Source organism: Hyphomonas sp. (assembly GCF_018402285.1).
GTDB lineage: Bacteria > Pseudomonadota > Alphaproteobacteria > Caulobacterales > Hyphomonadaceae > Hyphomonas.
This window is the reverse complement of sequence record NZ_JAGYJH010000003.1, coordinates 1,053,152-1,074,474: the sequence shown is the minus strand read 5'-3', so window position 1 is coordinate 1,074,474 and position 21,323 is coordinate 1,053,152. Positions and strand designations below refer to the sequence as shown.

Below are 21,323 nucleotides of genomic sequence, written 5' to 3'. Positions count from 1 at the left end.
CGAAGTTGCCGCAATTCCTCCGGATGAGTTTGCGCCGAACGCGATGGGTAGAGTGATGCTGCTGCAGGTATTCCTGGCTTCTCTGACAATGGCGACCGGAACCGGGCCGATGCATGCGGCGCTGGAAGCCACCGAAGCGCCCGAAACCCTGCGCGCCGCCTTCACCGTCGAGCTCAGCTCCCGGTCGGCCCGTCAGGTCTACGCCTTCGACCCGCGTGAGCCCCGGGGCCAGCGCTGGACACTCGTCTCCCGCCAGGGCCATGACGAGGAACTCGACGCGGTCGCCGCCAACTGGGCGAGCGAAGCAGCCCCCGATGGCCGTCTTTTCCCGGACGATCTGCGCGCCTGTCTTGGCCAGACCGTTCAGGTGAACACCGAAGGCCATGCCTGGCGTGTCGGCTTCCGCCACCACCCCAACTACAATGACAACGAGTTCGACCGCTGGGCCGCCGAGCGCCTGCAGGCCAACGCGCTGCTCGATCCGGTCGGCGAGCGCTTCCTGCAGATCGACTACACGCTCCCGAAAGCCGTGAACGGTCCCTCCGGCGGCAAGCTGACGAAATACAACCAGTCCTACATCCTCAGCACCGAGCCGCGCTGGGGCTTCTCCTATGTGTCGGGTTTCACCATCGACCTTGAAGCCCGCGCCGCCTTCCGCCGCATCACCCGCAGCTACCGCGCCGAAGTCACCGGCATTGAGTTCTTCTTCGCCAGCCCGGAAGCCGAACGCGCCTATCTCGACCAACAGGCCGGGATGATTGAGGTGAGCCTCCCCACTGGATTTGGCGCGCCTCTCCGCTAGGTTGGGGGCATGACGGTACACATGGTGAAACTCTGCGTCGGCGCTGACGACATCGACGACCTGGCCGACTGGCAGGCGCGCCTGATGAAACACCTGCCCGCGCCCGTCCATCACACCCGCATGTATCCCAAGCGCGCCGAAGAGATGCTCAAGGGCGGCTCGATCTACTGGGTCATCAAGCGCGCCATTCGCGTGCGCCAGCGCATCATCGATATCCGCGCCGTCAAGGATGAGGACGGCAAAGACCTCTGCGAGCTCGTCTTCGACCCCGACCTCGTGCGCACCTATGCCCAGCCAAAGCGCCCCTTCCAGGGCTGGCGCTATCTGAAACCGGAGGAGGCGCCGCGCGACCTCAAATCCGGAGAGGCGGCGGTCGACCTGCCCGCTGACCTTGACGCGGCCCTCAAGAATGCCGGTGTCTGGTAGGGCGCTGGCCTGTCCCGAATTGTCCGGGAGTGGCCGGACCTGGCACTCCTTTTGTCGGTCATGTGACCGGTCCTGATCTGGTTTGTCCCTTTTTTGCGCCTCTCCTGGTGTGGAAGTTTGGGGACGTGACATATGAAATTCTGGACCACGCTGGCGCTCGCCGCCGCCTTGAGTGCCTGCGCCACACCGCGCACAACCTCGCCGATCTCGCAGGATACGCTGACCTATTCCAACGAAGTGGCCACCGCCCAGCAGCGCCAGCTTCTGCTGAACATCGTGAAGCTGCGCTACAATGATCCCGTCAGCTTCGTGGAAATCCAGACCCTGACCACCGAGGATTTCTCCGGCCGGGGCGGCAGTCTCGCCAGCGCCATCGGCCTCGATGACGGCCCCTTCACCGAGTTGCTCGCCGGAGAGGCCGGCCTGCAGCGATCGCAAACCCCCACCGCCGTCTACAACGTCCTGCGCGGCGGGGCGTATGCCCAGCAATTGCTCCAGCCGGTGGCCCCGGAATCGATCTTCCTGCTGAGCCAGTCCGGCTGGAGTGTCGAGCGTCTGATGCTCTGCTGCGTCGCCCGGATCGGCGACGTGGATAACGCCCGCGCCGCTGCGGGGCCGACGCCGGAAACCGTGCCGGATAATGCCCCCTTCCGCGGCCTCGCCCGCCTGATGCGGCGCCTGCAGCTGTCAGGTGATCTGCTGGTTCAGGTGATGAATGACGAGGAGGACAAGGCCGCCCGGGTCGTGATCACCTGGCATTCGGGATCGCACGACGGCGAAGCCCTCGCCCGCCTCTTCAAGGAACACGACGCCGCCGCACAATTCACCATGGAGGATGGCCTTTACTCGGCAGAGCTTGCCACCCGCTCCGCCCGCAAGGGCGACTCCCCCCTGCGCGGTCGCAGCGTGCTGGGCATGATGGCGGCCCTCTCCCACGCGGTCGATATTCCGCCAGGACACGAGGATTTCGTCATCCCCATCAGCGGCCCGGAAGCGCCGCCCACGCCCTGCGCGCCGGTTGGCGTCTGGACGCATGTGCTGGGGGATTATTTCGGCGTGTCCTGGAGCCTCGAGCAGCCCCTGACGGCTGCCGTATCGGTGCCCTATCGCGGCGTGTGGTTCTACATCGATGACCGCTGCAAATCGGCCAAGTCCACCCTCGACCTGATCGGCCACCTCTACGCCCTGCAGGCCGGCCTCAGCGCAGAAGGCAGCCGCGAAACCCTGCTGCTGATCGGCGGGTGAGGCCTTGATAATGGAGCCCCTGTAGTCGAGAGGATAAGTGTTCCGTTGTCCGGCATCAGAAAGGCCTCGCCATGCCCCAGTTCGACATGATCCTCCTCACCCCGCAGCAGGCCGAAGGCGCTGACATCCTCGAGCACACCGCCGGCAAACCGGTCCGCGAAGGCGGCGGCGACGAGACCCATCGCTGCGGCGCCTGCAAGACCAGGCTGATGATCAATGTCGCCCACCGCGACGTGCACGGCGTCGTCATCCAGTGCGGCAAATGCGGCCGCCTCAACACCGAAGCCCACCACCATCACCCCTGACCGCCAGCCAGAGCGCGGGACGTGATGGATTTCCTCGGCACCTACGGGCCCATGCTGCTCGCTCTGGCAGTTGCCGGCCTGTTTGCAGGGCTCGCCGCCGGCCTCTTCGGCATTGGCGGGGGCGTCGTCATCGTGCCGGTGCTGTTCTTCCTGCTGGACAGTCTCGGCTACCGGGAGACGGCCATGCATGTGGCGGTCTCCACATCGCTCGCCACCATCATCCTCACCTCCGTCCGCAGCGTGATGGCCCACCACAAGCGCGGCGCAGTCGACTGGCAGATCATCCGCGCCTGGTCGCCCTGGATCGTCCTTGGCTCGGTGCTGGGCATCCTGCTGGCGGGGTATGTCTCCAAGCAGGTCATGCTCGCCATCTTCGGGACCGTGCTGATCCTTTTTGCCGCGCAATTCTATTTCGGCCGGCCGGGCTGGAAACTTGCCCCGCAGATGCCGGGCGGATTGAAGCGCGCCGGCATCGGCACCTTCAATGGCGCGCTCTCCTCCATCATGGGGATTGGCGGGGGCACGCTGGGGGTGACGCTGATGACCCTCTGCGCCATGCCGATGCACCGGGCCGTAGCGACCGCAGCGGGCTGGGGCGTCGCCATCGGCCTGCCAGGCGCCATCGCGGCCATGATCGTGGGCTGGGGGCGGGACGGCCTGCCGCCCTTTTCGGCCGGCTTTGTGAACCTGCCCGCCTTCGCGCTGATCTCGGTGTTCACCGTGCTGATGGCCCCCGTCGGCGCAGCCCTCGCCCACAAACTGGACGCCGATCGCCTGCGCCGCCTGTTCGGCATTCTTCTGGGCGTGGTCTCGCTGCGCATGCTGTGGCAGGCAGCCGGGCTCTAGCCCCGCCAGAAACGGCCCGTCAGCACCACGAACACGGCGACAAACTCCAGCCGCCCCAGCAGCATGGCCACCGTGCAGACCCATTTGGCAAAATCTGTCACCGACGCGAAGTTCGACGAGGGACCGACCTCCGGGCCAAGAGCCGGTCCCACATTCGAGACCATCGTGGCCGAGGCCGAAATCGCGCTCAGCGGATCAAGACCGGTGAAGGACAGCAGCGCGGCCGCCACCATGAAGGTGACGAGATAGAGGAACATGAACACCATGACCGACTGCAGCGTCTCTTCATCGACCGGCTTGCCGGCATAGCGAACGGGCGTGCGCCGATGGGGCTGGACCATGCGCTGGGACCAGGCGACGAGGGCCTTGGCCGTGATCTCAAGCCGGAACATCTTCATGCCGCAGGAGGCCGATCCGGCGCAGCCGCCCATGAAGGTCGCCAGCAGGAAGATGATGATCGCCGGCTGCCCCCAGGTGTCATAGGCCGTCGAGGCGTAGCCCGTCCCGGTCATCACCGAGATGATGTTGAAGGCGGTCTCCGTGATCCCGTGGAAGATGTGATCGAAGATCGGCGGCTCGACCACGGCTTCATGCCAGATGACGATCGTGACCGTGAACAGGAACAGCAGGCCGAAATACAGCCGCGGCTGGGGATCGCGCAGCATCGGGCGGATGCGTCCCTGCAGAACCAGCATTGCCAGCAATGAGAAAGGCAGGCCCGCCACCGCCATGAAGAAGATGGCCGGGGCCATCGCCGGTTGAAGGTTTTCATGCCCGAATGACGCGTCGTAGTTGGCAAAGCCCCCGGCCGAGACCGTCGACATCGCATGCACGATGGCATCAAACCAGTTCAGGCCCGCCAGGCTGTAGGAGAAGGCGCAGGCCGAGGAGATGATCAGGTAGGTAAGGCCCATATAGGCCGCGATATCCTTGATCCTCGGCAGGAACTTGCCGGTGATGTCCGAACTCTCAAGCTGGAAGAGCTGCATGCCGCCCACCCGCAGCTGGGGCAGGATGGCGACGGCCGTGACGACGATGCCGATGCCGCCGATCCATTGCAGGACACCGCGCCACAAGAGCAATCCGCGCGGCATGGTGTCGAGGCCCGACAGCACCGTCGCGCCGGTGGTCGTGAGGCCGGAGACGGCCTCGAAAATGGAATCGGTGAACGACATCCCCGAGACCAGGAAGGGCACAGCCGCAACCGCAGGCACGAGCATCCAGACCGAGACTGTGAGCAGGAATGTCTCCCGCTGGCCGATCCGCGTATCGCCGCCCCGGGCCAGAACCCAGAGCAGGCAGCCAACCAGTCCGGAGGCAAAGGAAGAGAACCAGAAGACGTGGGCCTCATCGCTGCCATCGGCCAGATCCAGCAAGGCACAGGGCACCATCGCCCCGGCAAGGAGGACGGTCATGATGCCGAGAGCGAGAAGGACCGGGCGCAACTGCATTCGGCGGGCACCTTAAGCCCCAATCCCTGAAAAGGTGTCAATATGAGACGGCGCTGTCACAGCCCCCGCAGTTGACCTTGCGGCGCGCTCCCGGCTAGAGCGCTGCAAAGCGTTTCTGTTTCCAAAAAATCCGGCCAAACATGTTTGATCATCCCTCTTTTGACGCCCATGAGGGTGTTCATGCCTTCCACGACGCCCAAAGCGGGTTGAAATGCATCATTGCGGTTCACTCCACCGCGCTTGGACCCGCAGCCGGCGGGTGCCGCATGTGGAACTATGCCAGCAGCGACGCGATGCTGACCGACGCGCTGCGTCTCTCGCAGGGCATGAGCTTCAAGAATGCGATGGCCGCCCTGCCGCTCGGCGGGGGCAAATCGGTGATCTGGGGCGACCCGCGCAAGGACAAGTCAGAAGCCCTGTTCAGGGCCTTCGGCCGCGCTGTCGATAGCCTGAACGGATCGTACTATACCGCCGAAGACGTCGGCATCGACACTTCGGACATGGCGATGGTGCGCCGGGAAACGCGCTACGTGGCCGGCCTCGATGAAGGCGCCGCCGCCAGCGGCGACCCCTCGCCGATCACGGCGCGCGGCGTCTATCTCGGCATCCGTGAAGTCGCCAAGCGCCTCTACGGGACAGGCGACCTGTCAGAACGCACCGTGGCGGTGCAGGGCGTTGGCTCGGTCGGCGCCCATGTGTGCGCGTATCTGGCCAGGGATGGCGCCAGACTTGTCATTTCCGACATCGACCAGGTGGCATTGAAAGATGTATCCGCCAGCACCGGGGCGACTATCGTCCAGCCTGACGATATCTATGACGCGGAAGCCGACATCTTCTCGCCCTGCGCGCTCGGCGCGGTGATCAACGAAAAAACACTCGACCGCCTGCGCGTCAAAGGCGTGGCCGGGGCCGCCAACAATCAGCTGATCGTCCCGGAAATGGGCGAGTTCCTGCGCCGCAAGGGCATTCTCTATGCCCCCGACTATGTCATCAATGGCGGCGGCATCATCAATGTGGCGGCCGAGATTTCCGGCAACTATTCCCGCGACTGGGTGGACGGCAAACTCGCCCGCCTGATCGAGACGCTCGGCGAAGTGCTCGACGAGGCGCTCTCCACCGGGCAGCCAGCCAACGCAGTGGCAGACCGCATCGCGCGCCAGCGCATTGCCGGCGCCAAAGCCGCCGCGCCTAAGTAGACCTCCTTACTCCGGAACCAAGCCTGTGTTGCTACGTTGATGCTGTCACGCCCAAGGGCGTGGTGGAAACACAGGAGAGAGCCATGTCAGTCGTCGCAATGCTTCAGGGCACACCGGAAACGGATGCCGAGACAACCCGGTCTGCGCTGGCAATGGCCCGAATGCTGGGCACCAGCCTGACCGGCCTCTGCGCCCTGCCTGACCCGCAGGCGGCCGTCATGCTTGTCACCACGCCGGAATCCACCGGCCTGACCGCCGCGGCAACCACGAACATCATCGAACTTCAGAAGGAAATGCTCGAAAAGGCCGAAGCTGCTTTCCGGCAGGGCGTGGGTGTCACCCCCGGCCTGGACAGCGTTTTCCTTCACCAGGTGGCCAATGCCGAGGCCGCCGCCGCAAGCGCCGCCACCCTCGCCGACGCGCTCCTCTTCCCGCGCAGCGCCGCCCGCAGCGGCGAGCCGCTGTCCATTGCCTTTGACCATGTGATGATGGATGCGCGCCTGCCGGTCGTCCTTTCGGGCACGGAGCCCTACACTCCCGGCCCGGTCGTGATCGGCTGGGATGGATCAAACGGGGCCGCCCGCGCGCTGCGCTTCCACGCCCCGCTGCTCAAGGCTGCCGGCGAAGTGATCATCGCTCAGAACCGCAAGGACGCCGAGCGCGACGGAGCCCGGCCCGGGATCGAACCCGGCTCGCTGGAAGACTGGCTGAAGCGCAAAGGTATCAGATCCAGCGTGTCGCCCATCGAGGGGGAGGTTTCTGCCGCCCTGTTGGCGCTCGCCAGGGGCAGTGGCGCCAGCATGATCGTGGCGGGCGCTTACGGCCACTCCCGAATCGGCGAGCGGCTCTTCGGCGGCACCAGCAGGCGCCTTCTGAGCGCCGATGAAGCCCCGGCCCTCGCGATCGCCCGTTGACACATCTTTCAATTCCGGAGCCTGACATGACGCTCAACCGCATTTCCCTGCAACTTGCCCTCAACCCCGGCACCGACGCCGTTCCCGGGCAGGGCTACACGATCATCGCGCCGCTGACGGCTGAAGGACGGCTTGACTTGGACAGCTGGCGCGCCAATCGCGCGGACTGCCGCGTCTACCGCCTGCATCCCGACCCGGCCGAGCAGGCCGACGGGTGGCTGACCCACCGGGGCAATAACTGGTTCTTCCGCTATGACGAGGAAGAAGAGGGCGAGGATGAAAGCGTTCACCGTCTCGGCGACCATGTGTTCCGCGAAGGCGAATACGTGACTGTCGCCTTTCACGGCCAGAAACCCCTGACCTACAAGGTTGTCGACATCGCCAGCCTCTAGGCATGCGCAAGGGCCGGAAAGCCGCCTGGAATGCGGGCAGGTAACCGCTTTTGCCCCTTGAAAAATCCCCGGCCCGGCGTAAACACGCGGGCTTCGGGCGGGCTGCGGGCCGCCCGCGATGGACGGCGGAGTGTAGCTCAGCCTGGTAGAGCACTAGCTTCGGGAGCTAGGGGCCGGAGGTTCGAATCCTCTCACTCCGACCATCGATCCCCGGTGCGCCAGACGCGCACGGCTTGGGTCCTGAGACCTGAACTCAGCGATTTAACGAAAGAGGTCCCGCCATCTCTGCCCTGGCCTTTGGGCAACCCGACTGCCTTGACTGGACGCAGGAAAGGCGGCTGTCTCGTTTCCTGCTCTGTCTTTTATCACCTGAACGGCCGTCCGCAAACCATCTGCCAAAAAGATCGGGGCGGCAGGCCGAAAGCCGCCGCCCCGATTTTCAAATGCCCAGGTGATCGTCAGGATTTCAGCCCCTGAGCGCGGCGCGCACGGCTTCCAGCGCCTCGCTGGCCTTGTCGCCATCGGGGCCGCCGGCCTGTGCCATGTCCGGCCGGCCGCCGCCGCCCTGGCCGCCAATGGCGGCGGCCGCAGACTTCACCAGCTCGACAGCGGAGAATGTCTCCGTGAGGTCCTTGGTGACACCGATCGCGACGCCTGCCTTGCCGCCATCGACACCAACGAACACCACGACGCCTGAGCCGATCTTCGACTTGGCTTCGTCCACCAGCGCGCGCAGCTCCTTGCCGCCCACGCCGTCAGCCACGCGGGCGATCAGGTTGACGCCATTGATCACTTCCGGGCCGGCCGGCGCGCCGCTGCCCCCGCCCATGGCGAGCTTGCGCTTGGCATCGCTGAGTTCGCGCTCGAGCGTGCGGCGCTCCTCGGTGAGTGTTGCCACACGGCGGGGAAGATCCTTGAGCGGAACTTTCAGGCTCTCGGCAATGTCGGCGGCGATTTGCGCCCGGCCTTTGAGATAGGAAAGGGCCTCGGCGCCCGTTGTCGCCTCGATCCGCCGGATGCCGGCAGAGACGCCACCTTCCGAAATGATCGTGAAGACCGCGATGTCGCCCGAGCGGGAGACATGCGTCCCCCCGCACAGCTCGACCGAATAGGCACGCCCGCCATCACCGGCCTCGCCCATCGACAGCACACGGACTTCATCGCCATACTTCTCGCCGAACAGGGCAAGAGCCCCGGCCTCAATCGCCTGCTCGGGCGTGGAGACCTTGATCCCGGTTTCGATATTGGCGCGGATCTGCGCGTTGACCTCGTCCTCGATGGCTTCCAGCTGGGCCCCGGTAACAGGCGCGCCATGCGAGAAGTCAAACCGGAACCGGTCGGCCTCGACGAGCGAGCCCTTCTGCGTGACATGCGGCCCCAGAACCTTGCGGAGCGCGGCGTGCATCAGATGGGTCGCCGAATGGTTTGCCATCACGGCCTTGCGGCGCGCGGCATTCACGAGCAGCTGCGCCCTGGCGCCGGTTTTCACCGAGCCTGAGACAAGCTCGCCGATATGGACATGCAGGTCTCCGGCGCGTTTCTGAACATCGCGCACCACAAAGCGCGCGCCGCCCTCGAACACGATCTCGCCGTGATCGCCCGCCTGGCCGCCGGATTCGGCGTAGAAGGGCGTAGCGTCAAACACCAGCTCGGCCGGGCCAGCTTCCAGCGCATCCGACACGGTACCGCCTGACGCGATCGCCACCAGCCTGCCATCTCCGGCGGTGGCGTTGTAGCCTGTGAATTTCGTCGCGCCTTTGGTATCGCGGACCGAAAACCAGATTTCTTCCGTGGCCTGATCTCCCGAAGAGAAGCCGCCCGCGCGGCTCGTCTCGCGCTGCGCGTCCAGCGCGGTTTCAAAACCGGCAACATCCACTTCCAGCCCGCGCCCCCGCAGGATATCCTGCGTCAGGTCGAGCGGGAAGCCGAACGTGTCGGACAGGCGGAAGGCAACGTCGCCCGGAAGCGCTTGGCCGGGGGAGAGCTCCGAGACCGCCTTGTCGAGCAGGCTGAGGCCGTTGCCCAGCGTGCGCTGAAAGCGGGCTTCTTCCTGTTCGATGGCAGCCTCGATGGCGACCTGCGCGCGACCAAGCTCGGGATAGGCCTTGCCCATCTCGGCGACCAGGGCTGGAACCAGCTTGTGCATCAGCGGCTCGCGCGCGCCCAGCATGTGTCCATGACGCATCGCGCGGCGCATGATGCGGCGCAGAACATAACCCCGGCCCTCATTCGACGGCAGAACGCCGTCTGCCACCAGGAAGGCCGACGTGCGCAGATGGTCCGCAATCACGCGGAAAGAGGCCGTCTTGTCGCCGGCCGCCTTCTGTCCATAGACTGCTTCTTCCGCGGCAATCAGGGCACGGAAAAGATCTATATCGTAATTGTTGTGAACGCCCTGCAGGACGGCCGCGACACGCTCCAGCCCCATGCCGGTATCGATCGAGGGCTTGGGAAGGCTTGTGCGGCTGCCATCCTGATGCTGTTCGAACTGCATGAAGACGAGGTTCCAGATCTCTATGAACCGGTCACCATCCTGGTCCGGGCTGCCCGGGGGGCCGCCGGCGACCTTGTCGCCATGGTCGAAAAAGATTTCAGAGCACGGGCCGCACGGACCGGTGTCGCCCATCGACCAGAAATTGTCGCTGGTGGCGATGCGGATGATCTTCGAATCGTCAAATCCGGCCACCTTTTTCCAGAGGGACGCAGCCTCTTCATCATCGGCGTAGACCGTGACCAGGAGGCGTTTGGCGTCGAGGCCGTATTCCTTGGTCACCAGCTCCCAGGCCAGGGCAATCGCATCATCCTTGAAATAGTCACCGAAGGAAAAATTCCCCAGCATTTCAAAGAAGGTGTGGTGGCGCGCCGTGTAGCCGACATTGTCGAGGTCGTTGTGCTTGCCGCCGGCACGCACGCATTTCTGCGAAGTGGTCGCGCGTGGCGAAAACGGCTTCTCTGTGCCGGTGAAGATGTTCTTGAAGGGGACCATGCCCGCATTCACGAACAGAAGCGTGGGATCGTTCTGTGGCACCAGCGGCGCGGACGGGCGCCGGGCATGCCCGTTTTTCTCGAAAAAGCCGAGGAATGTTTCCCGGATATCATTGACGCCGTTCATGTGTCGTTTCTGGCCCTTGCCGGTTCAACAGATGGATATGCCGGAATCAGACAAGAAACCGGCACAAGATTACACCGGCGATATAAAGCCCCCTTTGCGGCCCGCCAAGCTCAGGCGTACCGCAAAGGGGGGAATCTTCCGGTCAGGAGATCAGATAGGGACCGGAAGCCTCTTATGTCAGCCCTCGGCGGCCTCGGCGTCATCTTCGCCGTCATCGCCCGCTGCCATACCGGCAGAGAGAAGTTCCTCCGCCAGAAGTCCTGCATTCCGGCGGACCGCATCCTCGATCTCGTTTGCGACCGCCGGGTTATCCTTGAGGAACTGCCGTGCCTTCTCGCGACCCTGGCCTATCCGTTCGCCATTATAGGAGAACCAGGAACCGGATTTTTCCACGACATTCGCCTTGACGCCGAGATCCACGAGCTCACCCGTCTTGGAGATACCTTCCCCGTATATAATGTCGAATTCGACCTGACGGAAAGGCGGGGCCACCTTGTTCTTCACAACCTTGACGCGCGTCTGGTTGCCGATGACTTCCTCACGATCCTTGATCTGGCCGATCCGGCGGATGTCCAGACGCACGGATGCGTAGAATTTCAAGGCGTTACCGCCGGTCGTCGTTTCCGGGTTGCCGAACATCACGCCGATCTTCATCCGGATCTGGTTGATGAAGATGACCATGCACTTAGACTTGGAAATCGAACCGGTCAGCTTGCGCAGCGCCTGGCTCATCAGGCGCGCCTGGAGGCCTGGCAGCTGGTCGCCCATCTCGCCTTCAATCTCGGCCCGCGGGGTCAGGGCAGCCACCGAGTCGATGACCACAAGGTCCACCGCGCCGGACCGTACCAGTGTGTCCGCAATCTCGAGCGCCTGCTCGCCCGTATCGGGCTGCGACACCAGAAGATCGTCCAGATCGACGCCCAGCTTGGAGGCATAGACCGGGTCCAGCGCATGTTCAGCATCAATGAAGGCGCACACGCCGCCATTTTTCTGGGCTTCGGCGACGCAATGCAGCGAGAGCGTTGTCTTGCCCGAGCTCTCCGGCCCGAAAATCTCGACGATACGGCCCTTGGGCAGGCCGCCGATGCCGAGCGCGATATCGAGCCCTAGCGATCCGGTGGAAACTGCCTCGATATCCAGGGTTTTCTTGTCCCCCAGGCGCATGACGGACCCCTTGCCAAAGGACCGCTCAATGTTGCCGAGCGCCGTTTCGAGGGCCTTTTGCTTGTCCACACCGGATTCCTTGTCCACGAGAATAAGAGCAGGTTTGGTCACGAGTCGTCTCCTTTGGTCTACCATGAGGGCCGGTTTGGCAAGGCCCCCGAATGCCATCTCAAATGCGGATGTACCACATTTGTTCTGGAGAACAAAGCAGAAACTTACGATCAGTCAGACTTTCCATAGCATGCTTTTTGAGGCAGGGTGTCCTTATGCTTACACGACCCGGCTCCGACGGCGGCGAGGCCCGCCTAATCTATGGTGACAATGATTTTGAGCAGGTCTCTGCCGGAAGTTACGTCACCTGCGCCGTAACCGGCCGGAAAATCCCGCTCGGCGCGCTGCGCTACTGGAGCGTGGATCTTCAGGAAGCCTATTGGGACGCCGAAGCTGCGTCCCAGAAGCTCGCGCCGACGCGTTGAGGAACGCGGTTGCGCGCTGCCTCAGAGACTGGATTTCCCGGCAGGTCGAGGCAGCCCCCGCCGGCCACATTCCGCTGCTGCTGGTATCGGGCGCGCAAGGCTCGGGCAAATCAACCGCGCTGGAAGGCGCATCCGCCGCACTGTCTTTGCCGGTCGCCGTCGCCAGCATCGATGACTTCTATCTGACCCGGCCCGACCGCGAAGCCCTTGCCCGCAGGGTCAGCCCTCTGCTGGCCACGCGCGGCCCGCCGGGTACGCACGATCTCCCCCTGCTGCAGGCCACGCTCACGCGGCTTCGCGGCGCAGATGGCGCGTCGGAAACGCCCGTCCCCAGGTTCGACAAGCTGGCCGATGACCGGGACGCGCCCAGCGCCTGGCGCCGGTTCCATGGCCGGCCGGCTGCCATCGTGATCGAGGGCTGGCTGATGGGCGCGTTGCCGGACGCCGGCGCGCCAGGCGCTCCAGCGATGAACAGTGTGGAAGCCGAAGACCCAGGCGGCGCGTGGCGGCAATATCAGGAAGACGCGCTGGCGGGCGGGTATGCTGCGCTCTGGGAGGAAGCCGATGCCTTCTTCCATATCCTGGCGCCGGGGTTTGACACCGTGCTTGGCTGGCGGCTGGAGCAGGAAGCAGCGCTATGGCTGTCGCGCGGTCAAGCGATGCCAGACGGCCGCCGCGCCTGGGCCGCGCGCTTCATCCAGCATTATGAGCGCATCACCCGGCGCATGCTCGCTGGCTCGCGCCGTCCGGGCACGGACGTCCATATAGACGCGCAGCGGCAGCTGGTTCAGCCGCCCCTGTCAGGCTGACCTTGCTGCCACCTGGTTCATGCGCGCCACTGTCAGATTGAGCGCTGCGGCAATTGTCACCCAGACAAGATAAGGCAGCTGCAGCGCCGCCGCCACAGGGCTGATCGGCCAGAAGGCCAGAGCGACAGCAACAATCGATAACCAGATCAGGCTGACATTGACAAAGCCAAGCACCATCCGGTGCAGGCCGAAAAACACCGCCGACCAGCTCGCATTGAGAACAAGGCTCAGCACATAGAGGCCAAGCGGGCCGCTGGCGGCGGGGCCCGCCGTCTGCCAGACCAGCCAGCCTGATGCGGCATTCATCAGGAACAGGATCGACCAGACGACCGGGAACGCCCAGTTCGGGGGCGTCCAGGCTGGCTTCGCCAGCCGGGCATACCACTCTCCCGGCCGGAAGATTGCCCCGCTGGAGGCGGCAGCAAGGTTCAGCGCAAGGAAAACGCCGAGACTGGCAAGCATAGCAAAATCCATGGGCGCGCCGGAACTCCTCTTCCAGCCCTCATATAGGGCCAGCCGGACAATGTTGCGAATTCTTCTTCCGGTCCTGGCAATTCAGTCAAGGCGCAGAGGCTGGCCTGCGCCTTCCATGAGGCTCTCGAACGCGTCCGTTTGCTGACCCCTGTAATGCCGGACCCGCCGCAGGGACCAGCGCCGACAGCCCTGCCACTCGTCTCCTCACAGAACACGTCCTCCTCCGTTTACGGCGCAAGTCTGCGGGCCTATTGCGGCGAATGGAGGAAGCGCCTACGGCGCCAGGATCGTCGCGCCGGTCGTCTTGCCGCTTTCCAGCGCCTTGTGAGCCTCGGCGGCATCCTTAAGGGCAAAGCGCTGGCCAATGTCGGCCTTGAATACGCCTGCTTTCAGCGCCTCGAACAAAAGGCCCGCGCCGCGCGCCAGCGCGCCGGGCGCCTGGAGGAAGGTGAACAGGCCGGGGCGTGTCATGATAAGGCTGCCGCCCTGGGCAAGGCGCGCGGGCGGGATCGGGTCTACCGGACCCGACGCGTTGCCATAGGTGATGAACCAGCCGCGGGGCTTGAGGCTTGCGAGGGAGGCTTCGGCAGAGATCCTGCCGACACTGTCGAAGGCGATGTCGACACCCTTGCCGCCATTCAGCGCCCGCACCTTTTCCGCCACGCCGTCATAGCCGACAACGACGTCGGCCGCACCCAGCGCCTTGGCCTTGGCGGCCTTCTTCTCACTTGAAGTCACCCCGATTACCCGCGCGCCCAGATGCGCCGCCCAGGGCGTGAGGATCGTGCCGACCCCGCCGACGGGCGCCCAGATCAGCACCTCATCGCCAGGCTTCACAGGGCGTATCTCGAACAGAAGCATCCAGGCTGTCAGGCCCTTCAGCATCAGCGCGGCGCCTTCTTCGTCGCTGACGAAATCGGGCAGCTTCACCATCGATGCGGCCGCACCGGTATAGTGCGTGGCATAGGTGCCGCCAGCGAGATAGGCGACGCGGTCGCCCGTCTTGATATGCGTGACGCCCTCGCCAACCGCTTCGACAATACCCGCGGCTTCTGAGCCGAGCGTTGCGGGCAGCTTCAGCGGGTAGAGGCCCGAGCGGTGATAGGTGTCGATGAAGTTGAGGCCCACCGCCGTCTGCCGCACACGCGCCTCGCCCGCGCCGGGGGCGCGGGGCTCCATGGGTTCTGCTGCCAGGACCTCGGGCCCGCCTGTTTTCTGTATACGGATGGCATAGGCGTTTTGCTGGGTCATGGGTCTGTCTCCTGTTTGCGCGGCAATGAAGCCGGTCTGATGGCCTGCGTCAAATTATTGAGGCCAGGGCTGGACCGGGAATTTTGTTCCTGTTATGTTCGAGGCGCTGGTTAAGGGAGGGAATCATGATCGGCTATGTGACCATCGGGACGCGCGACCTGGAGCGCGCCGGTAAATTCTATGACGCGATCGCCAGTGAAATGGGCACGCCGCGCATGTTCACCACGGACACATTCATCGCCTGGGGCACGCCTGATGGCGCGGCCGGGATTGGCGTCTGCTATCCTCAGGATGGCAATCCGATGAGCGCAGGCAACGGCGTGATGGTCGCCCTTCAGGCGAAGGACAAGGCGCAGGTCGACCGTCTCCACCGTCTTGCCCTCAGCCTAGGCGCCACGGATGAAGGCGCGCCGGGTCCGCGCGGCGACACCTTCTATGCCGGCTATTTCCGCGATCCGGACGGCAACAAGCTCAATGCTTTCGTCATGGGCTGACGCTGCTTCACTGGCCGGTGAACTTCGCCGGGCGTTTTTCGAGGAAGGAGGCAACGCCTTCCTTGTGATCTGCGGATTTGAAACAGGCTGAGAGCGCGGTGACATGCGCCTGCATGTGCTCGGCCACATCGCGCTCAAGGCCCTTCCAGACCAGTTCCTTCATCCGGCGGATGGAGAAGGGCGAGGAGGCCAGATAGCGGCGGGCTTCGGCGCGGGCGGCGTCGAGCAGGGCTTGGGGTTCGGCGATGGCGTTGGCATAGCCGATGGAGAGGGCTTCTTCGGCTTCGAGGAAGCCGCCTGAATAGAGAAGGCGCAACGCCCGGCTCGGCCCGATGATGCGCGGCAGGAGCCAGCTGCCCGCGCCGGTATCGGGCACAAGACCGCGATGGGCAAAGTTCCACGCAAAACGCGTGCGCGGCGTGATGATGCGCACATCGCACTGGCTGGTGAATTCAGCGCCCATACCGACGGCATAACCATCAATCGCGCCGATCACCGGTTTGGGGCAGGACACCAGCGGCCACCAGATATCATCCTGATGGGCTTCCCCGCGCACGCTGCGGGTTTCGCCGGGAATGGTGGAGAGATCGGACAGGTCCGTGCCCGCGCAGAAGCTGCCGCCCGATCCGGTTATGATCAGCACGCGGATGCTGTCATCCGTGCCGGCTTCGCGCACGGCATCGATGAAAGTGTGCAGCATCAGATAGGTCATCGCGCCGCGCTTGTCCGGGCGATCGATGGTGAGGATGGCGATGCCGTCTTCCTCGCGGGTCAGTTTGATGTGATGTGCCGTCATATCCATTCCTCCCTGATCACTGCTCTTGTTTTGCCCGAAGCTTGCTTGGGGCAGCGGCCCGGCGCAATCCCCGCCCCGGCGTCAAGCGTGCCTGGGTGGACGCGGCTTGACGCGGCGGCCCAGCTTGCCAGATGGGCTGGCCTGACGCAGCTTCGCGGAGTTGAAGCGGGAGGAACAGCGATGCCGGAATTCCGGGTGATTGACGCAGGCGAAGCCAGGATCCGGGTGGCCATTGAAGGCTCCGGCCCGCTGGCGCTGATGGTGCATGGCTTTCCCGAGAGCTGGTATTCTTGGCGCCACCAGATCGGGCCGGTGGCGGCGGCCGGGTTCACGGCGGCGGCGATGGATGTGCGCGGTTATGGCGGCTCGTCAAAGTTCCCTGCCGTAGCCGATTTCCGGATGGAAGCGCTGGTCGGGGATATTCTGGGCGTCGGCAAGGCGCTGTCACCCGACGCACCGTTCGTGCTGATCGGGCATGACTGGGGAGCGCCGCAGGTCTGGAACACGGCGCTGATCCATCCTGACCGCATCGCGGCCGTGGCGGCGATGTCGGTGCCCCATTTCGGGGTGCCTCAGGTGTCGTTTGATCTCGTCATCAAGCAGGTATGGGACGACAAGAACAGGTTCTTCTACCAGTCCTATTTCCGCGATCCCGGCCGGGCAGAAGCCGCCTTCGAGGCTGAGCCAAGGCGGTTCCTCAAGGGATTTTACCACGCCATTTCCGGCGAAGCGAAACCGGGCGATTTCCCGGTGGGCAAGCCTTCGGACTTTCCGCTGCTCGACGGGCTGCACCCGCCTGAAACCATCGGCAGCTGGATGAGCGAGGCCGATCTTGATTACTACACAAAGGAATTTGAAGGCTCCGGCTTTTTCGGGCCATTGTCGCGCTACCGCAACCATACGCGGGACTGGGAATTCCTTCAGCCCTACAAGGACCGGCTGATCGAGCAGCCGGCCTGTTTCATTGCCGGGGACAAGGACCCTGCCTTTTCCGGCTTTGGCATGATCGAAGACCCGGTCGGCCGTATGCAGAAATTCGTGCCCAATCTGGAAACGGCAGTGGTGCTGCCCGGTTGTGGCCACTGGACCCAGCAGGAGCGCCCGGCAGAGGTGAATGCGGCGCTGGTTCCCTGGCTGACCTCACTGAAAGGCCGCGTGGTGCAAACCCCGGCAGCTTTGCCCGGCGCGGCCCCTGGGCTGCCCGGCAAAAGCGCTGATCCAAGGTGATCCGGGGACAGAAAGTCTGCTTGAGACGTGTCGGGATGGGCTGCGGCCTGTCCCGAGCAGCGGGTGGGGGAGGGCCTGCGCACCGGCTCGTCCTTCGACTTTGCTCAGGATGAGCCTCCGAGGGGACAGTTTTCGCCAACTCGTGCCAACTCTGACAGGAAAGCGGCCATGTCCGGACAAGTCCGTGCCCTGCCCCGGCCTGTTTAGCGCGTCTGGCCGCCATCGACGGCGATGACTTCGCCATTGATGAAGCTGGCGCGTTCGGAGAGGAGGAAGGCGGCCGTGTCGCCGATTTCACGGGGGGTTCCGAAGCGTTTCATCGGGACTTCTCGCCTGATCCATTTCGCCCAGGCGTCGCCGCGGGGGCCGTTGGCGTTTTTCTCCCAGGTGCTGCCTTCAAAGATGATGTTGCCCGGCGCGATTGTGTTGACGCGGACGTTGGTGTCCGCCGTGAAGCGGGCAATCGAGGTGGAGAGATGATTTACCGCCGCCTTGGTGGCGCCGTAGATCAGCGGCGTGCCGAGCGAGGCGAGGCCGGCGATCGAACTGATGAAAAGGAAGCTGCCCCCGCCCGCCTTCGTGATACGCGGGATGGCGCCGCGCGCGAGGCGGAAGGCGGAGTTCAGGTTCTGATCGAGGCCCGCCTGCCAGTCATCATCGGAGACTTCCACGCCAAGCGGCGAGGGCGAGAGGCCGACATTGGCGACGGCCGCATTGATCTGGCCAAACTCCTCTTCGCAGGCGGCCAGCGCCGCCTCGATGCCGGATGTCTGGGTGAGATCGCCCGCGAAGGACCAGACCTTTTCGCTGCCAAATTCGGCGGAAAAATCCGCGCGGGTTTCCTCCAGCGCCTTGGCGCCGCGCGCCGTGAGGGCGACCCTGGCCCCCTCTTCCAGCAGGCTGCGCGCGATACCATAGCCGATGCCGCGGCTGGCGCCGGCGATGAAAACGACTTTGTCCGTCAGGCCGAGATCCATGATGATGTTCCTTCCCTATGTCCCCTTATGCTGGCCGAGGCGCGGGGCGATGACCAGCCCTTCCTCAGCGCGAGGGCCTCATTCCGGCAGGAGCTGATGGCCTGGCGCGACCCAGCCGCGCCGGGGCTCGGCGGAGCAGAGATGTTCCCTGGTCCAGCAGGCGGGGATCCAGCCCGGATCGCCGCAGGGACCGGCGAGCAGGCTGTTGAGGCTGGCATGCAGAGGCGCGCCGGGATGGGCGGCAAGATGCGCGCGGGCAATGGCAAGGGCGGCGGGCGTGATCGTCTCGTGATAGCCGGCCGTGTCGGTATTCTCTCCGCCGGTGGCGACATTACAGGCGCAGATTGCCGCGTGCCTTTCCGGCAGGGCGGCCCTCCATGCCGGGCGATCAGGCCGATGGCGGCGGCAAAATGGGCAGCGTGGGTCCGGCCCGATTTGGGCAGGGTTGGATCGAGGAAGGCGCCCAGGAGCGCCTCGACCTCTTCATCGGATGCCTAAGACATTGACTGTAAATTCTTGTTTCAGAACATGAAAAACCCGCCTCGGGGGTCCGGGCGGGCGCGTCGTTCGGGAGGTGTGGTAAGCAGGCTCAGCCCGGCTGGTTTCTCCCCTTGCGGACGCCGCCCGCCAGTTTCTGCTGGCAGGTCTGTTGCTGGAGAAGGCCGGTCGATGTCCGCATGTATCCTGCGGTATTCCCGCGTGCGCCGGCCGTCAACAGGCCCGATCTTGGCAGGGCGCGGCGACTCCTGTCTTGTGGGCCAATGCGAAACCTTCCCCTCATCATCGGCGTGGACGAGGCCGGGCGCGGGCCCTGGGCCGGGCCGGTAACGGCGGCGGCGGTGATCCTTGACCCGGCGCGGCCGATTGATGGCCTCACCGATTCCAAGAAGCTGTCGGAAAAGGCACGCGAGCGGCTGGCGCCGCTGATCCGCGAGCGGGCGCTGGCCTGGTGCGTGGCCGAGGCGAGCGTGGAAGAGATCGACACTTTGAACATCCGGCAGGCGACATTCCTGGCCATGCGGCGGGCCATTTTCGGCCAATCGCAGACAGTTTCGGACAAATCCGGACAATTCAGGGCCGTTTTGGCCAGGGCCGGCCTGATCCTGATCGATGGCAACGCCCTGCCCGGTGACCTGCCCGCGCCCGCGCGCGCGATCATCAAGGGCGACCTGACCGAGCCGGCCATTTCGGCCGCCTCGATCCTCGCCAAGACGCACCGGGACGCGCAGATGGCCTCGCTCTGCAAGCTGCACCCCGGCTACGGTTTTTCCGGGCACAAGGGATATGGCACGGCCGCCCACGCCGCCGCTCTGGCCGAGCTTGGGCCCTGCCCGGTTCATCGCCGGAGCTTCGCCCCGGTCAAGGCCCTGTTAAGACCCTGTTAACCGGCGCCACCGAATTTCCCGAACGGGATATTTACGGGACGCGGCCGCATGTTTTTACTCAACTGGTTCCTGTTTGGATGGCACACTTGGTATGGCGAAACCGGGCAGGCCTACCGGTTCAAGATCACGCTGACGCGCAAGGGCATTCCCGAGGGCAGCGGCATCTACATCTTCGTGCGCCGGCGTTTCGGCTTTTTCCTGTTCCCGCTTTACATCGGCAAGGCGACCAATCTGAAGTCGCGTCTCTATGGGCATGAACGCTGGTGGGAGGCCTGGTGGAAGCGCGGGGCGACCGAGCGGCATGTGCTGCTTGTGCGTACCGGGACGGACCGGGCGCGGGTGGAGGAAGACCTGATCCGGCGCTATCAGCCCAAGATGAATGATGTCCTCATTCCACGCGGCGAACTGGACGCGCCGCGCCATGCCAAGCTGCGCAAGGCCTGGCGCTGGCGCCGGTGGTGGGCAGAGTTTGGTGCCGGGCTGTTGGGCTTTGGCAAGCGCAATGCGGGCTGAGCCGGTTTTTACGGCAGCAGCAGGCAGGCATCCCCATAGGAATAGAAGCGATATCTCTCCGCAATCGCATGGGCGTAGGCCGCGCGCATGACGTCAGTGCCCATCAGGGCACTGACGAGCATGAAGAGGCTGGAGCCAGGCAGGTGGAAATTCGTCATCAGCGCGTCAGTGGCGCGGACGGGGTCACCGGGTTTGAGGAAGATGTCGGTAGGGCCGGTGGCGGCGTGGATCTGGCCGTCTTCACCCGCGCAGCTTTCCAGTGTGCGCATGGCGGTGGTGCCGACGGGCACGAGACGGGCGCCTGAGGCGCGGGCGGCGTTCAGCCGGGCGGCGACGTCCGGCGTGATGCGGCGCCACTCCTCATGCAGACGGTTTTCGGAAAGGTGGCGCTCTTCCAGCGGCTTGAACGTGCCAAGGCCGACATGCAGGCGAACGGTCTCGCGTTTGAGACCCGCGGCGTCGACTTCGGCAAGGAGGCGCGGCGTGAAATGGAGACCGGCAGTGGGGGCGGCGACGCTGGCAGCCTCCTCGCCGGCAAAGCGGGTCTGGTAGGTTTCCCGGTCTGAGGCATCGGCGGCGCGGCGGCGGGCGATATAGGGCGGCAGCGGCATGGCGCCATGGGCGTCAAGCGCGGCGATCATCGCGTCGCTGTCGCAGTTGAAATCGAGGAGGATTTCCCCGCCCTCGCGGCGCGACACGATGGTGGCGGCAAAACCCTCGGCGAAATGGATAACGTCGCCATCCTTGAGGCGGCGGCCGGGCCGCGCGAGTGCCAGCCAGAGGCAATCGCCCTGGCGCTCGACGAGGTTGACATCGACCTCGACATCGCGGCTCGCCCCGTCGCGCGCCGGGCGCACGCCCTTGAGGGCGGCGGGCAGAACGCGGGTGTCGTTGAAGACAAGGACGTCGCCGGGGCTGAGGAATTGCGGCAGGTCACGGACGGTAGCGTCAATGAGGCGGCCATCGCCCTGCACGACGAGCAGGCGCGCGCTGTCCTGCGGCTCGGCGGGCCGCAGGGCGATGAGATCTTCAGGCAGATCGAACTGGAATACCGAGAGGTCCATAGGC

Annotated in this window: 22 protein-coding genes and 1 tRNA gene; 15 read left to right on the top strand and 8 right to left on the bottom strand. The window is 64.8% G+C overall.

All coding sequences use genetic code 11. From position 1 onward, the window contains the following. Positions 1-55: 55 nt before the first annotated feature. The 5 genes from KG722_RS07830 (at position 56) to KG722_RS07810 (ending at position 3,624) form a co-directional block, all read left to right on the top strand. Positions 56-802 carry a hypothetical protein gene (locus tag KG722_RS07830; RefSeq protein ID WP_213271185.1) on the top strand — a complete coding sequence of 249 codons (747 nt, stop codon included), beginning with the start codon at positions 56-58 and terminating at the stop codon, positions 800-802. Between the two features lie 9 nt (positions 803-811). Further along, positions 812-1,228 carry a DUF1489 domain-containing protein gene (locus KG722_RS07825; protein WP_213271184.1) on the top strand — a complete coding sequence of 139 codons (417 nt, stop codon included), beginning with the start codon at positions 812-814 and terminating at the stop codon, positions 1,226-1,228. A 132-nt stretch (positions 1,229-1,360) separates the two neighbouring features. Beyond that, positions 1,361-2,473 carry a hypothetical protein gene (locus KG722_RS07820; RefSeq protein WP_213271183.1) on the top strand — a complete coding sequence of 371 codons (1,113 nt, stop codon included), beginning with the start codon at positions 1,361-1,363 and terminating at the stop codon, positions 2,471-2,473. A gap of 71 nt (positions 2,474-2,544) precedes the next feature. Then, entirely contained in the window at positions 2,545-2,778 is a 234-nt protein-coding gene (locus KG722_RS07815) for a hypothetical protein (protein ID WP_213271182.1), read from the top strand. A 24-nt stretch (positions 2,779-2,802) separates the two neighbouring features. Next, positions 2,803-3,624, top strand: coding sequence for a sulfite exporter TauE/SafE family protein (locus tag KG722_RS07810; protein ID WP_300998396.1), 822 nt, complete (start codon positions 2,803-2,805; stop codon positions 3,622-3,624). On the opposite strand, the gene KG722_RS07805 is transcribed toward KG722_RS07810, so the two are convergent. After that, entirely contained in the window at positions 3,621-5,075 is a 1,455-nt protein-coding gene (locus KG722_RS07805) for a TrkH family potassium uptake protein (RefSeq protein ID WP_213271181.1), read from the bottom strand. The genes KG722_RS07810 and KG722_RS07805 overlap by 4 nt on opposite strands. Before the next feature lie 140 nt (positions 5,076-5,215). On the opposite strand from KG722_RS07805, the gene KG722_RS07800 reads away from it, so the two are divergent. From KG722_RS07800 to KG722_RS07785, 4 genes are all read left to right on the top strand, one after another. Next, positions 5,216-6,271 (top strand): Glu/Leu/Phe/Val dehydrogenase, encoded by a 1,056-nt coding sequence (locus tag KG722_RS07800; protein ID WP_213271180.1) that lies wholly within the window; start codon positions 5,216-5,218, stop codon positions 6,269-6,271. Positions 6,272-6,354: 83 nt separating this feature from the next. Beyond that, positions 6,355-7,185: a universal stress protein gene (locus KG722_RS07795; RefSeq protein WP_213271179.1), complete on the top strand. Its 831-nt coding sequence runs from the start codon at positions 6,355-6,357 to the stop codon at positions 7,183-7,185. Between the two features lie 26 nt (positions 7,186-7,211). Continuing rightward, entirely contained in the window at positions 7,212-7,577 is a 366-nt protein-coding gene (locus KG722_RS07790; RefSeq protein ID WP_213271178.1) for a hypothetical protein, read from the top strand. Positions 7,578-7,703: 126 nt separating this feature from the next. After that, a tRNA-Pro gene (locus tag KG722_RS07785) sits at positions 7,704-7,780 on the top strand. A 263-nt stretch (positions 7,781-8,043) separates the two neighbouring features. On the opposite strand, the gene alaS is transcribed toward KG722_RS07785, so the two are convergent. Then, complete coding sequence (alaS, locus tag KG722_RS07780) at positions 8,044-10,689, bottom strand: alanine--tRNA ligase (protein WP_213271177.1); 2,646 nt, start codon at positions 10,687-10,689, stop codon at positions 8,044-8,046. Positions 10,690-10,866: 177 nt separating this feature from the next. Then, positions 10,867-11,964: a recombinase RecA gene (gene recA, locus KG722_RS07775; protein WP_366910206.1), complete on the bottom strand. Its 1,098-nt coding sequence runs from the start codon at positions 11,962-11,964 to the stop codon at positions 10,867-10,869. 155 nt (positions 11,965-12,119) lie between these two features. Between recA and KG722_RS07770 the strand changes: the two genes are divergently transcribed. Both KG722_RS07770 and KG722_RS07765 read left to right on the top strand, forming a co-directional pair. Further along, positions 12,120-12,329 (top strand): DUF2093 domain-containing protein, encoded by a 210-nt coding sequence (locus KG722_RS07770; protein ID WP_213271176.1) that lies wholly within the window; start codon positions 12,120-12,122, stop codon positions 12,327-12,329. Beyond that, positions 12,326-13,138 (top strand): hypothetical protein, encoded by an 813-nt coding sequence (locus KG722_RS07765; protein ID WP_213271175.1) that lies wholly within the window; start codon positions 12,326-12,328, stop codon positions 13,136-13,138. Before KG722_RS07770 ends, KG722_RS07765 begins: the two co-directional genes overlap by 4 nt. On the opposite strand, the gene KG722_RS07760 is transcribed toward KG722_RS07765, so the two are convergent. Both KG722_RS07760 and KG722_RS07755 read right to left on the bottom strand, forming a co-directional pair. Continuing rightward, complete coding sequence (locus KG722_RS07760) at positions 13,130-13,612, bottom strand: TspO/MBR family protein (RefSeq protein WP_213271174.1); 483 nt, start codon at positions 13,610-13,612, stop codon at positions 13,130-13,132. The genes KG722_RS07765 and KG722_RS07760 overlap by 9 nt on opposite strands. 273 nt (positions 13,613-13,885) lie before the next feature. Then, positions 13,886-14,863 carry a quinone oxidoreductase gene (locus KG722_RS07755; protein WP_213271173.1) on the bottom strand — a complete coding sequence of 326 codons (978 nt, stop codon included), beginning with the start codon at positions 14,861-14,863 and terminating at the stop codon, positions 13,886-13,888. Positions 14,864-14,988: 125 nt separating this feature from the next. Here KG722_RS07755 and KG722_RS07750 point away from each other — a divergent pair, with 125 nt between their 5' ends. Further along, positions 14,989-15,357 (top strand): VOC family protein, encoded by a 369-nt coding sequence (locus tag KG722_RS07750; protein ID WP_213271172.1) that lies wholly within the window; start codon positions 14,989-14,991, stop codon positions 15,355-15,357. A gap of 7 nt (positions 15,358-15,364) precedes the next feature. Here KG722_RS07750 and KG722_RS07745 read toward each other — a convergent pair whose 3' ends face one another. After that, the gene (locus KG722_RS07745; protein WP_213271171.1) at positions 15,365-16,153 is read right to left on the bottom strand and encodes an enoyl-CoA hydratase/isomerase family protein; all 789 of its coding nucleotides are present in this window, start codon (positions 16,151-16,153) and stop codon (positions 15,365-15,367) included. Positions 16,154-16,333: 180 nt separating this feature from the next. Here KG722_RS07745 and KG722_RS07740 point away from each other — a divergent pair, with 180 nt between their 5' ends. Further along, on the top strand, positions 16,334-17,380 hold the full coding sequence (locus KG722_RS07740) for an alpha/beta hydrolase (protein WP_213271170.1): 1,047 nt from the start codon (positions 16,334-16,336) through the stop codon (positions 17,378-17,380). Between the two features lie 203 nt (positions 17,381-17,583). Here KG722_RS07740 and KG722_RS07735 read toward each other — a convergent pair whose 3' ends face one another. Next, positions 17,584-18,357 (bottom strand): SDR family oxidoreductase, encoded by a 774-nt coding sequence (locus KG722_RS07735; protein WP_213271169.1) that lies wholly within the window; start codon positions 18,355-18,357, stop codon positions 17,584-17,586. Between the two features lie 761 nt (positions 18,358-19,118). Between KG722_RS07735 and KG722_RS07730 the strand changes: the two genes are divergently transcribed. Together KG722_RS07730 and KG722_RS07725 are read left to right on the top strand one after the other, a co-directional pair. After that, positions 19,119-19,742 carry a ribonuclease HII gene (locus KG722_RS07730; protein WP_213271168.1) on the top strand — a complete coding sequence of 208 codons (624 nt, stop codon included), beginning with the start codon at positions 19,119-19,121 and terminating at the stop codon, positions 19,740-19,742. Positions 19,743-19,790: 48 nt separating this feature from the next. Continuing rightward, complete coding sequence (locus KG722_RS07725) at positions 19,791-20,255, top strand: GIY-YIG nuclease family protein (RefSeq protein ID WP_213271167.1); 465 nt, start codon at positions 19,791-19,793, stop codon at positions 20,253-20,255. A gap of 8 nt (positions 20,256-20,263) precedes the next feature. Here the strand turns inward: KG722_RS07725 and queA are convergent, their stop codons facing one another. After that, complete coding sequence (queA, locus tag KG722_RS07720; protein ID WP_213271166.1) at positions 20,264-21,319, bottom strand: tRNA preQ1(34) S-adenosylmethionine ribosyltransferase-isomerase QueA; 1,056 nt, start codon at positions 21,317-21,319, stop codon at positions 20,264-20,266. Between the last annotated feature and the right edge of the window lie 4 nt (positions 21,320-21,323).

Excerpts from the sequence above, each read along its gene's own strand:
- KG722_RS07830 (WP_213271185.1), top strand. The coding sequence starts at position 56 with ATGCTGCTGCAGGTATTCCTGGCTTCTCTGACAATGGCGACCGGAACC.
- KG722_RS07825 (WP_213271184.1), top strand. The coding sequence starts at position 812 with ATGACGGTACACATGGTGAAACTCTGCGTCGGCGCTGACGACATCGAC.
- KG722_RS07820 (WP_213271183.1), top strand. The coding sequence starts at position 1,361 with ATGAAATTCTGGACCACGCTGGCGCTCGCCGCCGCCTTGAGTGCCTGC.
- KG722_RS07815 (WP_213271182.1), top strand. The coding sequence starts at position 2,545 with ATGCCCCAGTTCGACATGATCCTCCTCACCCCGCAGCAGGCCGAAGGC.
- KG722_RS07810 (WP_300998396.1), top strand. The coding sequence starts at position 2,803 with ATGGATTTCCTCGGCACCTACGGGCCCATGCTGCTCGCTCTGGCAGTT.
- KG722_RS07805 (WP_213271181.1), bottom strand. The coding sequence starts at position 5,075 with ATGCAGTTGCGCCCGGTCCTTCTCGCTCTCGGCATCATGACCGTCCTC.
- KG722_RS07800 (WP_213271180.1), top strand. The coding sequence starts at position 5,216 with ATGTTTGATCATCCCTCTTTTGACGCCCATGAGGGTGTTCATGCCTTC.
- KG722_RS07795 (WP_213271179.1), top strand. The coding sequence starts at position 6,355 with ATGTCAGTCGTCGCAATGCTTCAGGGCACACCGGAAACGGATGCCGAG.
- KG722_RS07790 (WP_213271178.1), top strand. The coding sequence starts at position 7,212 with ATGACGCTCAACCGCATTTCCCTGCAACTTGCCCTCAACCCCGGCACC.
- alaS (WP_213271177.1), bottom strand. The coding sequence starts at position 10,689 with ATGAACGGCGTCAATGATATCCGGGAAACATTCCTCGGCTTTTTCGAG.
- KG722_RS07770 (WP_213271176.1), top strand. The coding sequence starts at position 12,120 with ATGCTTACACGACCCGGCTCCGACGGCGGCGAGGCCCGCCTAATCTAT.
- KG722_RS07760 (WP_213271174.1), bottom strand. The coding sequence starts at position 13,612 with ATGGATTTTGCTATGCTTGCCAGTCTCGGCGTTTTCCTTGCGCTGAAC.
- KG722_RS07755 (WP_213271173.1), bottom strand. The coding sequence starts at position 14,863 with ATGACCCAGCAAAACGCCTATGCCATCCGTATACAGAAAACAGGCGGG.
- KG722_RS07750 (WP_213271172.1), top strand. The coding sequence starts at position 14,989 with ATGATCGGCTATGTGACCATCGGGACGCGCGACCTGGAGCGCGCCGGT.
- KG722_RS07745 (WP_213271171.1), bottom strand. The coding sequence starts at position 16,153 with ATGACGGCACATCACATCAAACTGACCCGCGAGGAAGACGGCATCGCC.
- KG722_RS07740 (WP_213271170.1), top strand. The coding sequence starts at position 16,334 with ATGCCGGAATTCCGGGTGATTGACGCAGGCGAAGCCAGGATCCGGGTG.
- KG722_RS07735 (WP_213271169.1), bottom strand. The coding sequence starts at position 18,357 with ATGGATCTCGGCCTGACGGACAAAGTCGTTTTCATCGCCGGCGCCAGC.
- KG722_RS07730 (WP_213271168.1), top strand. The coding sequence starts at position 19,119 with ATGCGAAACCTTCCCCTCATCATCGGCGTGGACGAGGCCGGGCGCGGG.
- KG722_RS07725 (WP_213271167.1), top strand. The coding sequence starts at position 19,791 with ATGTTTTTACTCAACTGGTTCCTGTTTGGATGGCACACTTGGTATGGC.
- queA (WP_213271166.1), bottom strand. The coding sequence starts at position 21,319 with ATGGACCTCTCGGTATTCCAGTTCGATCTGCCTGAAGATCTCATCGCC.